We start from the raw sequence: 19,779 nt of genomic DNA, 5'->3' as shown, positions 1-19,779 counted from the left end.
AGTAACGATCCACGGCAAAGCAGGATTAGATAGGCTGCTTATGATACCGGCGCGAACGAGTCAGGGGCGGGGAAAAGTAAAACTATTTGCCGGGAGGGTGGCTTCAGGGTTTGGCCGGGGCGACTAGTTGTGTAGTGACCAGTGCAGCGAGGGCGTTTTCTTCGCTGCCGAAACGGGCGAGCAGGGCGGCCTGTTTTTCCGGGGAGAGGCGGTTCCAGATCTCGATCATTTTCTCGGTGGCGCCGATCAGGACGGCAGCTTGGCTTTCAGAGAATTCGTCGGTCATGGCGGGCTCGGTTTCAGGCAGTGTGGAAAGCGCATCTTAGCGCTTTCCACACGGTCTGTACGGCGGGTTTTACTCTTCGCTGTCGGCCTGGCGGCTCTCAACGGCTTCTTTCGGCTCGGGCTGTTGGGCACCGGCTTGTTGCGTGGTCGTCTGCTCAGGTACGTGCAGGCTTGGGAAGGGGAGATTAGGAATCTCGTGCATGGTTGCGCTCCTCGCTAAGTCTGTTGATAGATCTGGTAGATCCGCGCTTCTTGAAAGCCTGCGCAGGATACAGCAGGAAAAATGACAATCAGACTTTTAATTCAAATTATTGCGACAAATGGCCGCAGGGGGAGGCGCAATAACAAAGGTCGCCGCAAAAACAACTGTAGTAGTGAGCCTGCTCGCGATGGCGGCGTATCAGTCAACTCATATGCTGGCTGATACGCCGCTATCGCGAGCAGGCTCACTCCTACAGGGGTATTGCGGTGTTACTTGCTGACGTCGGCGATGGCTTGTGCCAGCAGCGCCAGGCGCGTGGCGTCGATCCCGGCGACGTTGGCCCGGCCCGAGCTGACCATGTACACGCTGTGATGCTCACGCAGTTGCTTCACTTGCTCCGGCGATAGCCCGGTGTAAGAGAACATTCCGCGCTGGACGCCAATGTGCGCAAAGCGCTCTCGCAGGCCGTGCGGTTCCAGCGCTTCGACCAGGCCGCTGCGCAATTGGGCGATACGCAAGCGCATGGCTTCCACTTCATCAGCCCAGCGGCTTTTCAGCTCCGGGTCGGCGAGGATGGTCGCGACCACTGCCGCACCGTGATCCGGTGGGGTCGACCACAGGTTGCGGGCGATGTTGGCCAGTTGGCTGCGGATGTCGATCAGCTTGTCGGCGGTTTTCGCGCAGACGATCAGCGCACCGGTACGGTCGCGGTACAGGCCGAAGTTCTTCGAGCAGGAACTGGTGATCAGCAGCTCGGGAACCTCGGCGGCGAACAGCCGGGTCGACCACGCGTCCTGCTCCAGCCCATCGCCAAAGCCTTGGTAGGCAAAGTCGATCAGCGGCAGCAGGTCACGGCGGCGCACCACGTCGAGCACGCGCTGCCAGTCGTCATGATTCAGGTCGAAACCGGTCGGGTTGTGGCAGCACGCATGCAGCAGCACCACGTCGCCGTGCGGCACTTCGTTAAGCACGGCGAGCATCGCATCGACGTCGAGGCGGTTGTCGCTGCCCACGTACGGGTAGTGACTGACCTTGACCCCGGCCGCCGCGAAAATGGTTTCGTGGATCGGCCAGGTCGGGTTGCTCAGCCATACGCCCTTGCCCGGCAGGCACTGAGCGATGAAGTCGGCCGCCAGACGCAGCGCGCCGGTGCCGCCCGGGGTCTGGGTGGCGCCGGCGCGCTGTTCGGTGATCAGCTTCGAGTCGGCGCCAAGCACCAGCTCATTGATGACCTTGCCGAACAGCGGATTGCCGTGACCACCGATGTAGGTCTTGGTGTCCTGGCTTTCGACCAGTCGCGCCTCGGCGATTTTCACCGCTTCGGGGATCGGCGTCAGGCCCTGGGCATCCTTGTAGACGCCAACGCCGAGGTCGAATTTGCGCGGGTTAGTGTCATGCGCATAGGCTTCCATCAAACCGAGGATCGGGTCGCCGGGTACCCGGCCGATGGCGTCGAAGTGCATTACTTGCGTCCTTCTGCGGTCTTGGCCACTTCGTCAGTGCGTGCGGCCATGATGAAGTCGTTGCGGTGCAGCCCCTTGATCGAGTGGCTCCACCAGGTCACGGTGACTTTGCCCCACTCGGTCAGCAGACCCGGGTGGTGACCTTCGGCCTCGGAGATCTCGCCGACGGCGTTGGTGAAGGCCAGCGCATGCTTGAAGTTCTTGAACAGGAAGACCTTCTCCAGCTGCATGATGCTGTCGCGAACTTCGATGTTCCAGTCCGGGATCTGCTTGATCAGGATCGGCAGTTCTTCGTCGCTGACTTGTGGCGCATCGGCACGGCACGCTTCGCAGTGGGCTTGGTTCAAAGTGGACATGGTGTGATTCCTGAAATCGAGTGTGTTTTTTTTATAGAAGCTATCGGCCCGTCAATGCCGTCACGCTAAACCAAAGTGGCGGCGACTGACAGACTCAATTGTCAGTAAAAGACGCGGATCACGCGGCTTTCGGTTTTGGCGGAAACTTCGGAGCGTGCAACCCCAGCTGCATGCCTTGCTTGACCATGGCCATGATGTCTTCATGGGCGACGTCGAACAGGCGCTTGAGATTCGGCAAGACAAAGTACAGCGGCTGCAAAATATCGATGCGATACGGCGTGCGCATCGCTTCCAGCGGATCGAAGGCTTGATGTTCGGGTTCGTCCGACAGCGAGTAAACGGTTTCTTTTGGCGAGGACAGGATGCCGCCGCCGTAGATGCGTTTGCCTTGCGGGGTGTCGACCAGGCCGAACTCGATGGTCATCCAGTACAGACGCGCCAGATACACGCGCTCTTCCTTGGTCGCCTGCAGGCCGAGCTTGCCGTAGGTGTGGGTGAATTCGGCAAACCAGGGGTTGGTCAGCAGCGGGCAGTGACCGAAGATCTCGTGAAAAATGTCCGGCTCTTGCAGGTAGTCCAGTTCTTCGCGGGTGCGAATGAACGTGGCCACCGGAAACTGTTTGCTGGCGAGCAATTCGAAGAACGTTTGAAAGGGGATCAGTGCCGGGACGCGGGCAACCTGCCAACCGGTGGTCTCACCGAGCACCTTGTTGATCTCGCCCAGTTGCGGAATGCGGTCGTGGGGCAGACCGAGTTTTTCGATACCGTCCAGGTACTCCTGGCACGCCCGACCCTCGATCACTTTCAGCTGGCGAGTGATCAGCGTGTTCCACACCGCGTGTTCTTCGGCGGGGTAGTCGATAAAACCTTGCGCATCGGGCTCGCGGGCCACGTACTGCGTCTGCTTCATACTGCTCTCCTGCTAGGGGAATTCGTTCTTGTTATGTCCAGCGATGGGCTCAGGATTACCCGAGTGCGGGGTTGGATGCAGCAGGTTGATCGATCTCTATGTAGGAAAATTCGCCGTATTTCGTAAAAGAATCGTTACGCTTCGGCGGGTATCTCGCATTTGCGGTGATTTGCAGGTTTGAAAAGGGTCGTGGCTGTCACATAATCTTGACAACTATCTGCGCGCCTCGACAGAAAAGTCAGGCCAAACCGCAGCGCAAATCTCTTGTGGGAGCGGGCTTGCTCGCGAAAGCGGTGTGTCAGCTGAATGAATGGCGACTGACACCCCGTCTTCGCGAGCAAGCCCGCTCCCACAGGGATTGTGTTCAACCCCTCATCCTTGTCGGGCCTCTTTATATGCGTATCAAAGTCCACTGCCAAAACCGCATCGGCATCCTGCGCGACATCCTCAACCTGCTGGTGGAGTACGGGATCAACGTTGCACGCGGCGAGGTCGGCGGCGAGCACGGCAACGCGATCTATCTGCACTGCCCGAACCTGATCAACATCCAGTTCCAGGCGCTGCGGCCGAAGTTCGAGGCGATTGCCGGGGTGTTTGGGGTCAAGCGCGTCGGGCTGATGCCCAGCGAGCGGCGGCACATGGAGTTGAACGCGTTGCTCGGCGCGCTGGAGTTCCCGGTGCTATCGATCGACATGGGCGGCTCGATCGTCGCCGCCAACCGCGCGGCGGCGCAGTTGCTCGGGGTGCGGGTGGACGAGGTGCCGGGGATTCCGCTGTCGCGCTATGCCGAGGATTTCGATTTGCCGGAACTGGTGCGCGCCAACAAGTCGCGAATCAACGGCATGCGGGTCAAGGTCAAGGGCGACATCTTCCTCGCCGACATCGCGCCGCTGCAATCGGAGCATGACGACAGTGAAGCCATGGCCGGTGCGGTGCTGACCTTGCACCGCGCCGACCGCGTTGGTGAGCGTATCTATAACGTGCGCAAGCAGGAACTGCGCGGCTTCGACAGTATCTTCCAGAGCTCGAAAGTGATGGCCGCTGTCGTGCGTGAGGCCCGGCGCATGGCGCCGCTGGATGCGCCGCTATTGATAGAAGGCGAAACCGGCACCGGTAAAGAGTTGCTGGCCCGCGCCTGTCACCTCGCCAGCCCGCGCGGGCAGTCGCCGCTGATGGCGCTCAATTGCGCCGGGCTGCCGGAGTCGATGGCCGAGACCGAGCTGTTCGGCTATGGCCCCGGCGCGTTCGAAGGTGCGCGCGCCGAAGGCAAGCTCGGCCTGTTGGAGCTGACGGCGGGCGGTACGCTGTTCCTCGATGGCGTCGGGGAAATGAGCCCGCGCTTGCAGGTGAAACTGCTGCGCTTTCTGCAGGACGGCTGCTTCCGTCGGGTCGGCAGTGATGAAGAGGTGTATCTGGACGTGCGAGTGATCTGCGCGACCCAGGTCGACCTGTCCGAATTGTGCGCGCGCGGCGAGTTTCGTCAGGATCTGTATCACCGCTTGAACGTGCTTTCGCTGCACATCCCGCCGCTGCGCGAATGCCTCGACGGTCTGACCCCGTTGGTCGAGCACTTCCTCGATCAGGCCAGTCGGCAGATCGGCTGTTCGCTGCCGAAACTGGCGCCGGCGGCGATGGATCGGCTCAGTCATTACCACTGGCCGGGCAACGTGCGGCAGCTGGAAAACGTGCTGTTTCAGGCGGTTTCGCTGTGCGAGGGCGGCACGGTCAAGGTCGAACACATTCGCCTGCCGGATTACGGCGTGCGTCAGCCGCTTGGCGATTTCTCGCTGGAGGGCGGGCTGGACGAGATCGTCGGACGCTTCGAGAAAGCGGTGCTGGAACGCCTGTATTCCGAGCACCCGAGCAGTCGGCAACTGGGCAAGCGGTTGGGGGTTTCGCACACCACGATTGCCAATAAGTTGCGTGAGTACGAAGTCGGTAAAGACACAGCCGATTGACCATTGTGGCGAGGGAGCTTGCTCCCGCTGGGTTGCGCAGCAAACCCGAATCCATTCAATAAGGTGAATCAGATATACCGCATTCGCCGGGTTTGCGACTGCTTCGCAGTCGAGCGGGAGCAAGCTCCCTCACCACAGGTTCTTTTTCCATCTGCAACAATCGGGATTGCCGCCTAGCGGCATAACACCGCCGGTTTTTCGACTTCGATACATTTCCAATTTCCCCACAAACCCCCTCAAGTCCTTTGTTTACCGGGCCGCAAGCCGCCAGAAAAAAGTTGGTCTGCAAATTGCTTATGGCTCAGCAGTACAGCGGTGGGCGGCAAACGTCCGGCATGCAGAGGAAAGAGTGTGGACAAGTACCTTTATGTGGCAATGACCGGCGCCAGTCAGAACGCACTGGCGCAAAAGGCCCATGCCAACAACCTGGCGAACATCTCCACCAATGGTTTTCAGCGCGACCTGGAGCAGGCGCGTTCGATGCCGGTGTTCGGTGACAGCTTTCCGGCGCGTGCGTTTGCCATGAGCGAGCGGCCCGCCACCGACTTCACCGCCGGTTCGCTGGTGCAGACCGGGCGTGACCTTGACGTCGCCGTGACCGGCAACGGTTTTATTGCCGTGCAGAACCCCAACGGCGGCGAAAGCTACGTGCGCACCGGCAGCCTCAACATCGACGCCCTCGGCGTATTGCGCGCCGGCAACGGCATGCCGGTATTGGGCAACGGCGGTCCGATCGCCGTGCCGCCGGAGCAGCAGGTCGAAGTCGGTGAAGACGGCACCATCAGTATTCGTGCGATGGGCGAAGGCCCGCGCGTCATGGCGGAAGTCGACCGGATCAAACTGGTCAACCCGGACATCAAGAACCTCAACAAGGGCCTCGATGGCTCGATCTACACCAAGGACGGCCAGCCTGCGCCGGCCGATGCCAACGTCAAACTGGTGTCGGGTTTCCTTGAGTCGAGCAACGTCAATGCCGTGGAAGAAATGACCTCGGTGCTGGCCCTGGCCAAGCAGTTCGAGTTGCACGTCAAGATGATGAACACCGCCAAAGACGACGACCAGGCCATGGCTCGGGTCTTGCAGATCAGCTAATTATCAGAACGTCGCGCCGTAAAACAGGCGCACGAGGAGAATCGAATGCTTCCGGCTCTATGGGTTGCCAAAACCGGTCTGTCCGCCCAGGACACCAACCTGACCACCATTTCCAACAACCTGGCGAACGTCTCGACCACGGGTTTCAAACGTGACCGCGCCGAATTCCAGGACCTGCTGTATCAGATCAAGCGTCAGCCAGGCGCCCAGTCGACCCAGGACAGCGAACTGCCGTCGGGTCTGCAACTGGGTACCGGTGTGCGCATCGTCGGCACGCAGAAAAACTTCACCGCCGGCAGCCTGCAAACCACCGAGCAGCCGCTGGACATGGCCATCGACGGTCGCGGTTTCTTCCAGATCCTGCAGCCGGACGGCACCACGTCCTACACCCGTGACGGTACTTTCCACCTCGACTCCAACGGCCAGATCGTCAACGCCAGCGGTTTCGCCCTGGAGCCGGCCATCGTCATCCCGAACAACGCGCAGAGCTTCACCGTCGGCACCGACGGCACCGTGTCGATCACAGTGCCAGGCAACCCGGCTGCTCAGGTGATCGGCAACCTGCAAACCGCCGACTTCATCAACCCGGCCGGTCTGCAAGCGGTGGGCAACAACCTGTTCCTCGAAACCGCTGCTTCCGGCGCGCCGCAAATCGGCACCCCGGGCCTGAACGGTTTCGGTACCACGCTGCAGAACACCCTGGAAGGTTCCAACGTCAGCACCGTTGAAGAGATGGTCAACATGATCACCACTCAGCGCGCTTACGAGATGAACTCCAAGGTGATCTCCACCGCCGACCAGATGCTCTCGTTCGTAACGCAGAATCTGTAATCAGTCTATGAGGCGGCCATGAGGCCGCCTGCAACACCGTGAGGTAAGGGTCATGAAACGCTTCGTATCTGTTCTGGCATTGGGTGGGGTCGTCTCGCTCGCGGGCTGCGTCGCTCCGCCGCCAAAGCCCAATGACCCTTACTACGCCCCGGTATTGCCGCGTACGCCGTTGCCGGCTGCAGCCAACAATGGCTCGATCTATCAGGCCGGCTTCGAGCAGAACCTCTACAGCGACCGCAAGGCGTTCCGGGTCGGTGACATCATCACCATCACCCTGAACGAGAAGACCCAGGCCAGCAAGAACGCCAACTCCCAAGTGGCCAAGAACAGCAAGACCGGCATCGGCCTGACCTCGCTGTTCGGCGGCAGTGGCACCACCAACAACCCGTTGGGTGGCAATGACCTGAGTCTGGACGTTGGCTACAGCGGCGACCGTGCAACCAAGGGTGACAGCAAGGCGGCGCAGGGCAACACCCTGACCGGTTCGATCACCGTGACCGTGGCCGACGTGCTGCCCAACGGCATCATCGCCGTGCGCGGCGAGAAGTGGATGACCCTCAACACCGGCGACGAGCTGGTGCGGATCGCCGGTCTGGTGCGTGCCGATGACATCGCCACCGACAACACCGTGTCGTCGACCCGTGTCGCCGATGCGCGCATCACCTACTCGGGCACCGGTTCGTTTGCCGATGCGAGTCAGCCAGGCTGGTTCGACCGTTTCTTCCTCAGCCCGCTGTTCCCTTTCTAGGTGGCGACTTTGAACTTCAAACACCTGATGCTGGCTGCGGCATTGATTTCCGCAGCCTTTGGTGCCCACGCCGAGCGGCTGAAAGATATCGCCAGCATTTCCGGCGTGCGCTCCAACCAATTGATCGGTTACGGCCTGGTGGTCGGGCTTAACGGCACCGGCGACCAGACGACGCAAACCCCGTTCACCCTGCAGACCTTCAACAACATGCTCTCGCAGTTCGGCATCAAGGTGCCGCCGGGATCGGGCAACGTGCAGTTGAAAAACGTCGCGGCGGTGTCGGTGAGTGCCGATCTGCCGGCGTTCGCCAAACCGGGGCAGCAGGTCGACATCACCGTGTCTTCGATCGGTAACTCCAAGAGCCTGCGCGGCGGCACCCTGTTGCTGACCCCGCTCAAGGGGATCGACGGCAACGTCTACGCCATCGCTCAGGGCAACCTGGTGGTCGGCGGTTTCGATGCTGAAGGTCGCGACGGTTCGAAGATCACCGTCAACGTTCCGTCGGCCGGTCGCATCCCGGGCGGTGCGTCGGTGGAGCGTTCGGTGCCGAGCGGGTTCAACCAGGGCAACAGCCTGACGCTGAACCTCAACCGTTCCGACTTCACCACCGCCAAGCGCATCGTCGACAAGATCAACGACATGCTCGGCCCTGGCGTGGCGCAAGCCATCGACGGCGGTTCGATTCGTGTGACCGCGCCGCTCGATCCGAGCCAGCGCGTCGACTATCTGTCGATCCTCGAAAACCTCGAAGTCGACCCGGGTCAGGCGGTGGCGAAAGTCATCATCAACTCGCGTACCGGCACCATCGTCATCGGCCAGAACGTGAAAGTCTCGCCGGCCGCCGTGACCCACGGCAGCCTGACCGTGACCATCACCGAAGACCCGATCGTCAGCCAGCCGGGCCCGTTGTCCAATGGGCAGACGGCCGTTGTGCCGCGCTCGCGGGTCAACGCCCAGCAAGAAGCCAAGCCGATGTTCAAATTCGGCCCGGGTACCACCCTCGACGAAATCGTGCGTGCGGTAAACCAGGTTGGCGCGGCACCGGGTGACCTGATGGCAATCCTTGAAGCACTGAAGCAGGCCGGCGCGTTGCAAGCCGACCTGATCGTGATCTGAGGACGGCGACCATGGATATGCGCAAAGGCAGTCTGGTGGGCACTGGCGATTCGGGTTCGTACTCCGACCTCAATCGTCTGAACCAGCTCAAGGTCGGCGACAAGAACAGCGATGCGAACATGCGCAAAGTGGCGCAGGAATTCGAATCGCTGTTCCTCGGCGAAATGCTCAAGTCGATGCGTTCGGCCACTGAGGCGTTGGGTAAAGACAACCCGATGAACACCCCGGCGGCCAAGCAATATCAGGAAATGTACGACCAGCAACTGGCGGTGTCGCTGTCCCGCGAGGGCGGTGGTATCGGTCTGGCCGACGTGCTGATGAAGCAGATGTCGAAGAACAAGCCAATGGCGCCGGGTGAGGCTGCGGCCGCGTCCGCTGCCAAGCAGGAAGCGGCGAAAGCCGCTGCGGTGCAGACGCCGATTGCTGCCGGCACCACCGGCACCGGGCCGCTGTCACGGCTTAATGGCGAGCGCCCGTTGTGGGCCTCGCGTTCGTTGCATGCGCCGAACACTCAATTGGCCCACGCCAACGACATGGAAATGATCAACAAGCGTCGTCTGGCACTGCCGCCGAAACTGGCCGATCGTTTGCTCGCCGGTCTGGTGCCTTCCGCCACGCCGACTGCCGCCAATGCGTTGCCGCAACGTACCGCGACCACGGCCGCTACCGGCGCCGGCCCGCTGTACAACGGCGACTGGCTGAGCCGTGCCGAAGACGCGAAAGCGTCCGGCGGGCAGATGCAGATTTACGGCCGGGCAATGGCGCAGATTCCGCTGGCACCGGCCAAGCGCGCCTTCAGCTCCGCCGACGAATTCGTCAACACCATGCTGCCGATGGCCAAAGAAGCCGCCGCACGTATTGGCGTCGATCCGCGCTACCTGGTGGCGCAAGCCGCACTGGAAACCGGTTGGGGCAAATCGGTCATGCGCGCCCAGGATGGCAGCAGCAGTCACAACCTGTTCGGGATCAAGGCCAGCAGCAACTGGACCGGTGATTCGGCCCGGGCAATTACCAGCGAGTTCCGCAACGGGCAGATGGTCAAGGAGACGGCGCAGTTCCGTTCCTATGCCTCGTACAAGGACAGTTTCCACGATCTGGTGACTTTGTTGCAGACCAACAATCGCTATCAAGATGTGGTGAAGTCGGCCGATAACCCAGAACAGTTTGTACGCGAGTTGCAAAAGGCCGGTTACGCGACCGACCCGAACTACGCGACGAAGATTTCGCAGATAGCCAAGCAGATGAACAGTTTTGAAAACTATGCTGCGGCCGGCGTTTCAACGACGCCTCTATAAACATACGGTAAGGTTTGAATCATGAGTTTGCTCAATATCGGGATGTCGGGGTTGGCCGCGAGTTCTTCCTCTCTGGCGACGACAGGTAACAACATTGCCAACGTCGACACCGCCGGTTATTCACGCCAGCAAACCGTGCAGAGCACCAAGGCCTCGCAGCAGTTCGGCAACGTCTTCATTGGTACGGGTACGACCTTGGCCGACGTGCGCCGGGTCTACAACTCTTACCTCGAAAACCAGCTGCATACCGCCACCTCGCTCAATAGCGAAGCGGCTGCGTACGGTGCCCAGGCCACAGCGCTGGATGCCTCGATGTCCGATACCAACACCGGCCTGACCGGTGTGCTGCAGAAGTTTTTCACCACGATGCAGGGTGTGGCGACCTCGGCCACTGACGACACTTCCCGTCAGTCGGTGCTGACCGGTGCGCAGGCTCTGACTAGCCGTTTCAACGCGCTGGCCAAACAGCTGAACGATCAGAACACCACGATCAACGGCAACCTGGGCGACATGACGTCTCAGGTGAACAAGCTGGCCACTTCGATTGCCAATCTGAACCAGAAGATCGGCGAGATTTCCACCAGCGGCGGCCAGCCGAACGATCTGCTCGACACCCGTAACGAAGCCGTGCGCCAGCTCTCCGAGCTGACCGGTGCACAGGTTGTCGAACGTGGCACCAGTTTTGACGTGTATATCGGTACCGGCCAGCCGCTGGTGATCGGCAACACCACGAACACCCTGAGCACCGTGCCGAGCAAGGATGATCCGACGCGCATGGCCATTCAGCTGGACCGCGGCTCAAGCGTGATCGATATCACGTCGGCCATGAGCGGTGGCGAAATCGGTGGCCTGCTGACCTATCGCAAAGAAGTGCTCGACCCTTCGCTCAATGAGTTGGGGCGTGTCGCGCTGGTAGTGGCCGATCAGGTCAACAGCCAACAAGCCCAGGGCATCGACAAGAACGGTGACTTCGGCGCAGCGATCTTCAACAACATCAACAGTGCCGCTCTGGTCAGTCAGCGCAGCATTGCGCAGTCCACCAATAGCGCCGGCTCGGGCAACCTCGATGTCACCATCAAGGACACCGGCAAGCTGACCACCAGTGATTATCAGGTGACCTTCACCAGCGCCACCAACTATTCGGTCAAGCGCTCCGATGGCACCGACATGGGCTCGTTCAGCACCACGACCACGCCACCGCCGGTGATCGACGGCTTCACCCTGGCCCTCAACGGCGGCGCCCTGAGCGCTGGCGACACCTTCAAGGTGACACCGACCCGTAACGCGGCAAGCACTATTCAGACGGTACTGACCGATCCGAAGAAAATCGCTGCGGCAGCACCGCTGACCGGCGTAGCCAGTGCCAACAATTCCGGCACCTTCACCCAGCCGACCCTGACCGATTCGATCAACATCTACAACCCGGCGTCGCAGACCGAGTTGCAGAATGCGCTCAAATATTCGACGCCGGTCAAATTGGTCTTTGGTGCGGTCGCCAGCGGCAGCCAGTCGTACAACATGGTTGACGCCAAGGGCAACACCATCGGTTCGGGCACCATCGTGCCGGGGCAGGCCAACACCTTGAACCTCAAGGTCGGCATGGTCGACTCCACCGGTGCGCCGGTGATGGACACCACTGTCACGCCGAACGTGCAGAAGACGTTCACCGTACAGACCACCGTGGGCGCGACGCCGAAGTCCGGCGAAACCTTCACCATCAACCTGACCGGCGCGGCCTCTTCGGACAACCGCAACGCACAGGCACTGGTTGGCCTGCAGACCAAGCAGACCGTGGACACCGGCAGCGGCAGCAAAGGCATCAGCCTGACCGACGCCTACAACAAACTGGTGACCAACGTCGGTACCAAGGCTGCGCAGAGCAAGTCCGACAATGACGCCACCTCGGTGATCCTCGATCAGGCCAAGGGCGCGCGCGACTCGTTGTCCCAGGTCAACCTCGATGAAGAGACCGGCAACCTGGTCAAGTATCAGCAGTACTACACAGCGTCTTCGCAGATCATCAAAGCTGCGCAGGAAACTTTCGCCACGCTGATCAACAGTCTTTAAGGAGTCGTAATTCATGCGCATTTCCACCGCCCAGTATTACGCGACGCAAGCTGCTCAATATCAGCGCAACTACAGCAAGACGGTCGCGACCGCCAACGAAGCGAGCAGTCTGCAGCGCATCAACACGGCAGCGGACGATCCGATCGGCGCTGGCCGTCTGCTCAAGCTGGGTCAGCAAAGTGCGATGCTCGACCAGTATCAGGGCAACATCGACACCACCAAGAGTGCGCTGACCGTGCAGGAGTCCACGTTGAACTCCATCACCACGGCTCTGCAGCGCGCCAAGGAAATCGGCCTGGCGGCCAACAACGGTATCGCCACCGACGATAACCGCAAGGCTTATGCCGCGGAGCTGAGCCAGATCCAGCAACAAGTGCTGGGCCTGATGAACTCCAAGGACGCCAACGGCAACTATCTGTTCTCCGGTTCCAAGACCGATACCGCGCCGTACTCGCAAAATGTTGACGGCACCTACACCTACAACGGTGACCAGACCCAGATCAACCTGGGCATTGGCGATGGCATGTCGGTCGCGACCAATACCACCGGTTGGGACGCGTTCCAGCAGACCATCAACACCAGCCGCACCCAGACCACCATGACCGCTCCGGCGGTGGATGACGGTCGTGTAGTGCTGTCCAACGGTACGGTCGGCACCGCGGCGACCTACAACGCCAAGTTCACCGGCGGCCAGCCGTACACCGTCAGCTTTCTCAGCAGCACTCAGTTGAAAATCACTGATGCCCTGGGCAACGACGTGACGTCCGAGGCCAGCCAGAACGGCTTGATCAGCAACAGCAACGGTGCCAACCAGACCGTGAGCTTCCGTGGCGTCGACATGAAGTTGAACATCAACCTCAAGGCCGGCGACACCAACCCGGACGCGGTCATCGCCGGTCACAGCTTCCAGCTGTCGGCCACGCCTGACTCGTTCACCACCGCGCGCAGCCCGGGCAACCCGTCGACCGCGGTTATCACCGGCTCCAGCGTGACCAACCAGGCGGCCTACAGTGCGGCCTTCCCGTCAGGCGGCGGCGCGGTGCTGAAGTTCACCAGCGCCACCGATTTCGACCTGTACGCGGCCCCCGTGACCGCTGACAGCAAGCCAGTGTCGTCGGGCACCATGGTCGGCAGCAACGCCACGGCCGCCGGTGTGACCTTCGCCATTGGCGGTACGCCGGGTGCGGGCGATCAGTTCTCGATTCAGTCCAACAACCACCAGACCCAGAACGTGCTCGACACCCTGGGCCAGATGGTCACCGCGCTGAACCTGCCGGTCGATGGTGATCCGGTGGTCAAACAGCAATTCCAGGGGGCCATGGAGGCGGCGCTGGGCAACATCGACAGCGCCTCCAATCAGATTGGCGCGGCAGTGACCTCGATCGGTGCTCGCGGGCAATCGCTGGATGACCAGGACACCACCAACCAGAGCCTGATCCAGGCCAACACCACGACCCAGGGTTCGATCCGTGATTCGGATCCGGCCGAGGTGATGACCCGCCTGACGTTGCAGCAGACCATGCTGCAAGCCTCGCAACTGGCGTTCAGCAAGATCAGTCAGTTGGGTCTGTTCAACAAGATCTGACGTTGGACGGGCGCCCCGGCGCCCGTTTGTCTCGTCCCTCAGTCATGTTTTTTTGCGGTTTCATGGGCTCGCTTTACCGAGCGGGCTCGTACCGCCTGTGAGCCCGCCGTGAATCCACTTCCTCTCGTCAGTCTGGTCATTCCCGCCTTCAACCCGCGCTTCTTCGAGCGGACCTTGAACAGTGCGGTGAGCCAGACTTATGGCCAACTCGAAATCATTGTGTGCGACGACAGTCGCGGCATCGAGATCGAAGCCATCACAGCGTCTGTGACCGAACAGACGGGTGTGGCCGTACGCTACGTGCGCAATCCACGGACGCTGGGGCTGGTCGACAACCTCAAGGCTTGTCTCGAGCAGGCGCAGGGCGAGTACATCAAGTTTCTGTGCGATGACGATCTGCTCTATTCCGCCTGCATCGAGCAGCAGGCCCATGAGATGCAGCGTGAAGAAGTCAGCCTGGTGGTGGCGCAACGGCTGCTCTGGGACGCAAACGACATCATTCTGCCGGCGCGCATTGAAAACACGCCGTTGTCGCCAGTCAGTGGGTTGCTCAAGGGCGACGACGTACTGGGCATCTTTGAAAAATTCCCGGTCAACGTGCTCGGTGGCTTCAGCAATGCGCTGATGCGTCGTGCCGACGTCGTCGAGCTGTTGCCGGCATTGACCGAGGACGGCGCCTGCTTCGTCGCGACGCTGGATTTTGCCCTGTACGTCTGCCTGCTGCGGCGTGGCAATCTGGCGGTTTCCAACAGCGTACTCAGCGCCGAGCGCCTCTACCCGGAGCGTCTGAGCGCACAGCAACCGATGAAGGATGCTGCGGAAGTCGAACGCGAGTGGATTTCGCAAATGCTCAAGGCGCGCAGCGGTGAATCGGCGCCTGCGCCGGGATGGGTGCGTTATGTTCCGTTGTCCCGGGCGGATGAGTTGCCCCGGGTCTGGCAAGAGTTGCCCCTGAGCCGAACCCTGGGTTCCAAGCAGAGCCGTCAGGAGTGGGGAGTCGGCGTCAACAGCTTCAGCTTCGGCGAACTGTACGCGCAGTGGCTGGCGTGCCGGGTGCTCACCGAGCAGCAGCGCCACTGGTTGCCGGAAACGCTTGCCAGTTGGCCCTGCCAGCCGCGCATTGTGCCGATCATCATTGACGGGCAGGGCAGTCGCGATGGCCTGGAGCGCACATTGGAGGCGCTCGCCGCGCAGGATTATCCGCCAGAGCTGATCCTGGTCCTGTCCGTTTCGTGTGCCGAGGCGCGCCTTGATGGGCGCGTGTTCCACATGCCGTTGCAGGATGACGGGCTGGAGCAGATCAATACGTTGCTGCCGCAGCTCGAAGGGGCCGACTGGTTTTATCTGTTGCAGCCAGGTGATCGTCTGGTGGCGCCGGCGTTGCTGGTCATGGCCGACCGGATCGCGCACACCCCAACCCTGACATGTCTGTACAGCGACGAAGGCAGCCTGCGCAGCGGCGAGTCGGCAGAGCCTGCGTTCAAACCGGATTTCAACCTCGACCTGATGCGCAGTTATCCCTATGTCGGGCGCGCCCTGGCATTCAAGCGCGAGCGATTTCTGGCGCTCGGCGGCTTTGCGCCGACGTTTGCCGAACTGGCACCGCATGATGCGCTGTGGCGGATGGTCGAGAACGACGGCTTGCACGTCGTGGGGCACATCGCTGAAGTGTTGCTGGAGTCCAAATTCGACCTCTCCCAGTGGCTGACCGAGCCAGGTGTCGTGGCGCAAAGCCCGCGGATTCTCGAAGCGCATCTGCAACGCCTGGGGATTGCCCATGACATCCGCCGTGGCGGCAGCGAACTGCTCAATCGCGTGGATTATCTTCATGCTCGACGCCCGCTGGTGTCGGTGGTGATTGTCACTCAAGACCAGACGGCTGCATTGCAGCGCTGTGTTGAAACGCTGCTGGAAAAGACCGCTTACACCGAGTACGAGTTGCTGTTGGTCGACAACGGCAGCGAAAGCGCCGAGGCGCGGGTGTGGCTGGACGGTATGGCGCAACTGGGCAGTGAGCGGATTCGCGTGCTGAGCTATCCGCAAAAGGGCAATGCGGCGGCCGCGCACAACTTTGCGGTCAGCCATGCGCGTGGCGAGTATGTGTTGCTGCTCAATGCTTTCGCGGTGATCACGCAGGCCGACTGGCTCGACGAACTGCTCAATCATGCACAGCGCCCGGAAGTCGGCGTGGTCGGTGCAAAGCTGTTCAATCCGGACGGTGGTGTGTTGCACGCAGGGCTGATTCTCGGGTTGAACGGACCGGTCGGGCTGCCGTTTTATGGCCAGCCCGTGCAATCGGACGGATATATGTTCCGCCTGCAAGCGGTGCATGACCTGAGCGCGGTTGGCGGCGATTGCCTGATGATTCGCAAGTCGGTCTTCGACGTTGCCGGAGGGCTCGACGAACAGGATCTGAAGCAGACGTTGAACGTCGTGGATCTGTGTCTGCGGGTCGGCCGCGAAGGCTATCTGGTGGTGTTGAATCCCTACGCCATGCTTGCAGTGGGCGCACGCCCGAGCGCCGCGGCGACGACTGAAGACGAAGCGCTGTTCGCCGAGGAAAGGGAAACTTTCTACCAGCGCTGGTTGCCGACCATCGCCCGTGATCCGGCCTACAACACTAACCTGACCCTGCAGGGTGTCGGTGCCACCAACTTCAGTCTTGAGCCTGGCCTGCGAACCGGTTGGAGTGCCTTTTCCAAAGCGCAGTTGCCGAATGTGCTGGTGGTGCCGATCAACGCCTCTGCCATCGGCCATTACCGCATGAGTCAGCCGATGATCGAGTTGCAGGCGGCCAACAGAGTCGAGGGGCGCATTTGCTACGGTTTGCCGTCGATCATTGATATCGAGCGCCAGTCGCCTGATGTGATCGTGCTGCAGGGGCGCTATTCGGAACACGCCATCGATGAAATCCCGCCACTGAAAAAATACTTCAATGCGCGACGCATCTTCGAACTCGATGACTACGTCATCGACGTTCCCCATCGCAATGCGCACATCCGCAACATGCCGAGCAAGCAGGACATGGAGCGTATGGTGCGACGTGCCATCGGTCTGTGTGATCGTGTGGTCGTATCGACCCAGCCACTGGCCAACGTGCTGTCCGACATGCACCACGACATTCGTGTCGTACCGAACATGCTGTCCAAGGACTTGTGGAGCCACTTGCGCAGTCAACGCCGCACCTCGAAGAAACCACGGGTCGGTTGGGGCGGCGGGACCAGTCACCACGGTGATCTGGCGGTGATCGCCGATGTGGTGCGCGAACTGGCCAACGAAGTCGATTGGGTCTTCTTCGGCATGTGCCCGGACGATCTGCTGCCGTACATGCATGAGTTCCACGGCGTGATTGATCTGGAGGTCTACCCGGCGAAGCTGGCCAGCCTGAACCTGGACCTGGCCCTGGCGCCGCTGGAGTTCCACGTCTTCAACGACTGCAAGAGCAACCTGCGTCTGCTGGAGTACGGCGCCTGCGGCTATCCGGTGATCTGCACCGACACCGAGGCCTATCGTGGTTATCTGCCGTGCACGCGGATCAAGACCAACAGCACGGACGAGTGGCTGCAAGCGATCCGCATGCACCTGGCCGATCCGGATGCCAGTTACCGCATGGGTGATGAGTTGCGTGAGGTGGTCCTGCGTGACTACGTGTTGCGTGGCGATAACCTGCGGTATTGGGAGTATGGCTGGCTGGCGGATTGATCGATTCGCGCACGGCCCCACTGAAAAAAACAGGCGACTTTCGAGTCGCCTGTTTTTTTTTGCGTGGCGAAAAGTTTTGTATCAAGCCCGATACTTTTTTTGGCGGCGGGCTCAAGCATCGGGATTTTTCTGTCGATACCTTTCCATGCGCTCAATTGGCACGGTCAGCGAAGACCGTCCGGCCAGTGTCTGAGGTGACCGATTTCCGGATTCGACAACAACGCAAGGAAGAAGCAAATGGCAGTAGTAAATGGAACGAGTGAAGCGGATGTCCTGTCGGGCACCGATGGCAATGACGAACTCCATGGACTGGAGTCCGACGATCAACTGCTGGCCAGTGCGGGATCCGACCTGCTCGACGGTGGTGAAGGTTTTGACACGGCGAACTATTACGCAATGGGTTCGGGAGTCAGCGTCGAGTTTGGCACTGGTGCGGCAACGGTCGCAGGGCCTGACGGCAAGGTCGATACGCTGGTGTCGGTGGAGAAGGTGGTCGGCAGTTACCACAACGACACGTTTACCGTTTCGGTGGGCGGGGTGACGCTGGACGGCAGCGGCGGTGATGATCTGTACATCGTCGACGCCGAAGGCGTGACCCTGATTGAAGAAAACTACGGTGGCTACGACGAGCTGCGCACCAGCCTCAACACAATCAAGATGGACCCGTTCATCGAGAAGCTGACCTTCACGGGCACGGGGGATCTCAAGGTTTACGGCAACGCCAGTGATAACGAGATCATCGGCGGCGCGGGCAATGACTGGCTGTGGGGTGGCGCCGGTGCCGACCACTTCGTCGGTGGCGATGGCTACGATACGGTCAGCTACAGCGACAGTCTCGAGGGCGTGCGCGTCGAAGACTTTACCAACTACGACGGACTGACCATTGCCTACGGCGATACCTTTACCGGTATCGAGGCGATTCAGGGCTCGGGGTTCGATGATGTGATTTATCGCCATCAAGGCTCGATGGTCATCGATGGTGCCGACGGTCATGACACCGTGAATTATCGTTACGCGTTCGATGTGGCCAACGTTGTGATCGGCGGTGGCACCAATGCAGCGGGCGATACGTTGCTTGGCGTGGAAGAAGTCATCGGTTCCACCGGTGCTGACCGCTTCACCGTGAACGCCAGCGGTGTGACGGTCGCAGGCGGTCACGGTGATGACGTTTATGTGATCAACAGCGCCGGCGTGACGGTCGAGGAAGACGACGGTTTCATGGGCGGAACCGATCACGTGTTCACCAGCCTTTCGGAACTGAAGCTGAGTGCGTTCGTGGAAAACCTGACCTATACCGGCACTGCCGACTTCACCGGCTACGGTAACGACGAAGCCAACACCATCGTTTCCGGTGCCGGCAATGACGTGTTGCTGGGCGGTGCAGGTGGCGATCGCTTCGAAGGCGGCGCCGGTATCGACACCGTCAGCTACGAAGACAGCACTGAGGGGTTGAGTGTCTCTCTCGGCTGGGGCCCGCAGAGCGGGATCGCTCTTTACGACACGTACATCGACATCGAGAACCTGCGTGGCAGCCATTTCAATGATGTGCTGCAAGGTGATTGGGGCGACAACATTCTGGAGGGCGGTGCGGGCGACGATTTCATTCAGGGTGGCGCAGGTGCGGACATTCTTTATGGAGGCCTGGCATCCGGTCTGGATGGCGAGGCGCCGCAGAACGATACGCTGATTGGTGGCGATGGCGATGACACCTATGTGGTGAATGCCCCAGGCCTGGTATCCATTCAGGATATGGCGAGCAGCTACAACGACACCTTGATCATGAACACCATTGCCAACCTCAGTCAGTTGAGCGTCACGCGCGTCGGCGACGATGCCTACCTGCACGGCGCCAATGACGGCAGCAGTGGTGTGCCGGCCAATGGCGTGAAACTGGTGGACTGGTATGTGGGTGGGTATAACAACATCGAACATCTGCAGACCGCTGACGGCCAGTCCTACGACCTGCCTGCCACGATCGATGGATTCGCGATGTTTGGCTGATCCGTCCGATTCATTGAAGTAGCTGGATGAAAGGGATGATTCCGGAAACGGACTCATCCCTTTTTCATGCCTTGAATTCCCGCCGACGCAGCGCTCGCGGAGCTGGCGCGTTTCCTGCAAGTCCCCCTCAAATCGCCATAAAACGAGCGCTCGCGGTCATCGCAGCGG

15 protein-coding genes are annotated in these 19,779 nt (G+C 60.7%); 10 read left to right on the top strand and 5 right to left on the bottom strand.

The genetic code is table 11. The features are described from left to right. Positions 1-103: 103 nt before the first annotated feature. From LCH64_RS13120 to phhA, 5 genes are all read right to left on the bottom strand, one after another. Complete coding sequence (locus LCH64_RS13120) at positions 104-286, bottom strand: hypothetical protein (RefSeq protein WP_003222790.1); 183 nt, start codon at positions 284-286, stop codon at positions 104-106. A gap of 69 nt (positions 287-355) precedes the next feature. Then, positions 356-487, bottom strand: coding sequence for a hypothetical protein (locus tag LCH64_RS28265; protein WP_256214475.1), 132 nt, complete (start codon positions 485-487; stop codon positions 356-358). A gap of 269 nt (positions 488-756) precedes the next feature. Next, the gene (locus LCH64_RS13115; protein WP_226500461.1) at positions 757-1,950 is read right to left on the bottom strand and encodes an amino acid aminotransferase; all 1,194 of its coding nucleotides are present in this window, start codon (positions 1,948-1,950) and stop codon (positions 757-759) included. Next, complete coding sequence (locus LCH64_RS13110) at positions 1,950-2,306, bottom strand: 4a-hydroxytetrahydrobiopterin dehydratase (protein ID WP_003222798.1); 357 nt, start codon at positions 2,304-2,306, stop codon at positions 1,950-1,952. Before LCH64_RS13110 ends, LCH64_RS13115 begins: the two co-directional genes overlap by 1 nt. Before the next feature lie 118 nt (positions 2,307-2,424). Then, positions 2,425-3,216: a phenylalanine 4-monooxygenase gene (gene phhA / locus LCH64_RS13105; protein WP_003222800.1), complete on the bottom strand. Its 792-nt coding sequence runs from the start codon at positions 3,214-3,216 to the stop codon at positions 2,425-2,427. Between the two features lie 395 nt (positions 3,217-3,611). Between phhA and LCH64_RS13100 the strand changes: the two genes are divergently transcribed. The 10 genes from LCH64_RS13100 to LCH64_RS13055 all read left to right on the top strand — a co-directional run bounded on the left by LCH64_RS13100 (position 3,612) and on the right by LCH64_RS13055 (position 19,611). Next, positions 3,612-5,174 (top strand): sigma-54-dependent transcriptional regulator, encoded by a 1,563-nt coding sequence (locus LCH64_RS13100; RefSeq protein ID WP_226500460.1) that lies wholly within the window; start codon positions 3,612-3,614, stop codon positions 5,172-5,174. Between the two features lie 351 nt (positions 5,175-5,525). Continuing rightward, on the top strand, positions 5,526-6,266 hold the full coding sequence (locus LCH64_RS13095; RefSeq protein ID WP_007965507.1) for a flagellar basal body rod protein FlgF: 741 nt from the start codon (positions 5,526-5,528) through the stop codon (positions 6,264-6,266). 45 nt (positions 6,267-6,311) lie between these two features. Then, positions 6,312-7,097: a flagellar basal-body rod protein FlgG gene (gene flgG / locus LCH64_RS13090; RefSeq protein ID WP_003222804.1), complete on the top strand. Its 786-nt coding sequence runs from the start codon at positions 6,312-6,314 to the stop codon at positions 7,095-7,097. Between the two features lie 52 nt (positions 7,098-7,149). Next, positions 7,150-7,845 (top strand): flagellar basal body L-ring protein FlgH, encoded by a 696-nt coding sequence (gene flgH / locus LCH64_RS13085; protein ID WP_103521185.1) that lies wholly within the window; start codon positions 7,150-7,152, stop codon positions 7,843-7,845. A 27-nt stretch (positions 7,846-7,872) separates the two neighbouring features. After that, entirely contained in the window at positions 7,873-8,961 is a 1,089-nt protein-coding gene (locus LCH64_RS13080) for a flagellar basal body P-ring protein FlgI (RefSeq protein WP_226500488.1), read from the top strand. A gap of 11 nt (positions 8,962-8,972) precedes the next feature. Beyond that, the gene (flgJ, locus tag LCH64_RS13075) at positions 8,973-10,256 is read left to right on the top strand and encodes a flagellar assembly peptidoglycan hydrolase FlgJ (RefSeq protein ID WP_226500459.1); all 1,284 of its coding nucleotides are present in this window, start codon (positions 8,973-8,975) and stop codon (positions 10,254-10,256) included. Between the two features lie 21 nt (positions 10,257-10,277). Further along, the gene (gene flgK / locus LCH64_RS13070; protein ID WP_226500458.1) at positions 10,278-12,323 is read left to right on the top strand and encodes a flagellar hook-associated protein FlgK; all 2,046 of its coding nucleotides are present in this window, start codon (positions 10,278-10,280) and stop codon (positions 12,321-12,323) included. A 13-nt stretch (positions 12,324-12,336) separates the two neighbouring features. Next, positions 12,337-13,908 carry a flagellar hook-associated protein 3 gene (locus LCH64_RS13065; protein WP_226500457.1) on the top strand — a complete coding sequence of 524 codons (1,572 nt, stop codon included), beginning with the start codon at positions 12,337-12,339 and terminating at the stop codon, positions 13,906-13,908. Between the two features lie 108 nt (positions 13,909-14,016). Next, a complete protein-coding gene (locus LCH64_RS13060; protein ID WP_226500456.1) occupies positions 14,017-17,610 on the top strand; it encodes a glycosyltransferase in 3,594 nt (1,197 codons plus the stop codon). 237 nt (positions 17,611-17,847) lie between these two features. Beyond that, complete coding sequence (locus LCH64_RS13055; protein ID WP_226500455.1) at positions 17,848-19,611, top strand: calcium-binding protein; 1,764 nt, start codon at positions 17,848-17,850, stop codon at positions 19,609-19,611. Positions 19,612-19,779: the final 168 nt, after the last annotated feature.

Origin of the sequence: Pseudomonas sp. MWU16-30322 (genome assembly GCF_020515535.1) — a bacterium.
In the GTDB taxonomy this organism is placed as follows: Bacteria; Pseudomonadota; Gammaproteobacteria; order Pseudomonadales; family Pseudomonadaceae; genus Aquipseudomonas; species Aquipseudomonas fluorescens_H.
Note: the sequence above shows the minus strand (reverse complement) of the source record. Positions and strands in the feature narration are given on the sequence as shown.

Bases quoted from the DNA above. Each gene is read 5' to 3' on its own strand.
- LCH64_RS13120 (WP_003222790.1), bottom strand. From the start codon at position 286: ATGACCGACGAATTCTCTGAAAGCCAAGCTGCCGTCCTGATCGGCGCC.
- LCH64_RS28265 (WP_256214475.1), bottom strand. From the start codon at position 487: ATGCACGAGATTCCTAATCTCCCCTTCCCAAGCCTGCACGTACCTGAG.
- LCH64_RS13115 (WP_226500461.1), bottom strand. From the start codon at position 1,950: ATGCACTTCGACGCCATCGGCCGGGTACCCGGCGACCCGATCCTCGGT.
- LCH64_RS13110 (WP_003222798.1), bottom strand. From the start codon at position 2,306: ATGTCCACTTTGAACCAAGCCCACTGCGAAGCGTGCCGTGCCGATGCG.
- phhA (WP_003222800.1), bottom strand. From the start codon at position 3,216: ATGAAGCAGACGCAGTACGTGGCCCGCGAGCCCGATGCGCAAGGTTTT.
- LCH64_RS13100 (WP_226500460.1), top strand. From the start codon at position 3,612: ATGCGTATCAAAGTCCACTGCCAAAACCGCATCGGCATCCTGCGCGAC.
- flgG (WP_003222804.1), top strand. From the start codon at position 6,312: ATGCTTCCGGCTCTATGGGTTGCCAAAACCGGTCTGTCCGCCCAGGAC.
- flgH (WP_103521185.1), top strand. From the start codon at position 7,150: ATGAAACGCTTCGTATCTGTTCTGGCATTGGGTGGGGTCGTCTCGCTC.
- LCH64_RS13080 (WP_226500488.1), top strand. From the start codon at position 7,873: ATGCTGGCTGCGGCATTGATTTCCGCAGCCTTTGGTGCCCACGCCGAG.
- flgJ (WP_226500459.1), top strand. From the start codon at position 8,973: ATGGATATGCGCAAAGGCAGTCTGGTGGGCACTGGCGATTCGGGTTCG.
- flgK (WP_226500458.1), top strand. From the start codon at position 10,278: ATGAGTTTGCTCAATATCGGGATGTCGGGGTTGGCCGCGAGTTCTTCC.
- LCH64_RS13065 (WP_226500457.1), top strand. From the start codon at position 12,337: ATGCGCATTTCCACCGCCCAGTATTACGCGACGCAAGCTGCTCAATAT.
- LCH64_RS13055 (WP_226500455.1), top strand. From the start codon at position 17,848: ATGGCAGTAGTAAATGGAACGAGTGAAGCGGATGTCCTGTCGGGCACC.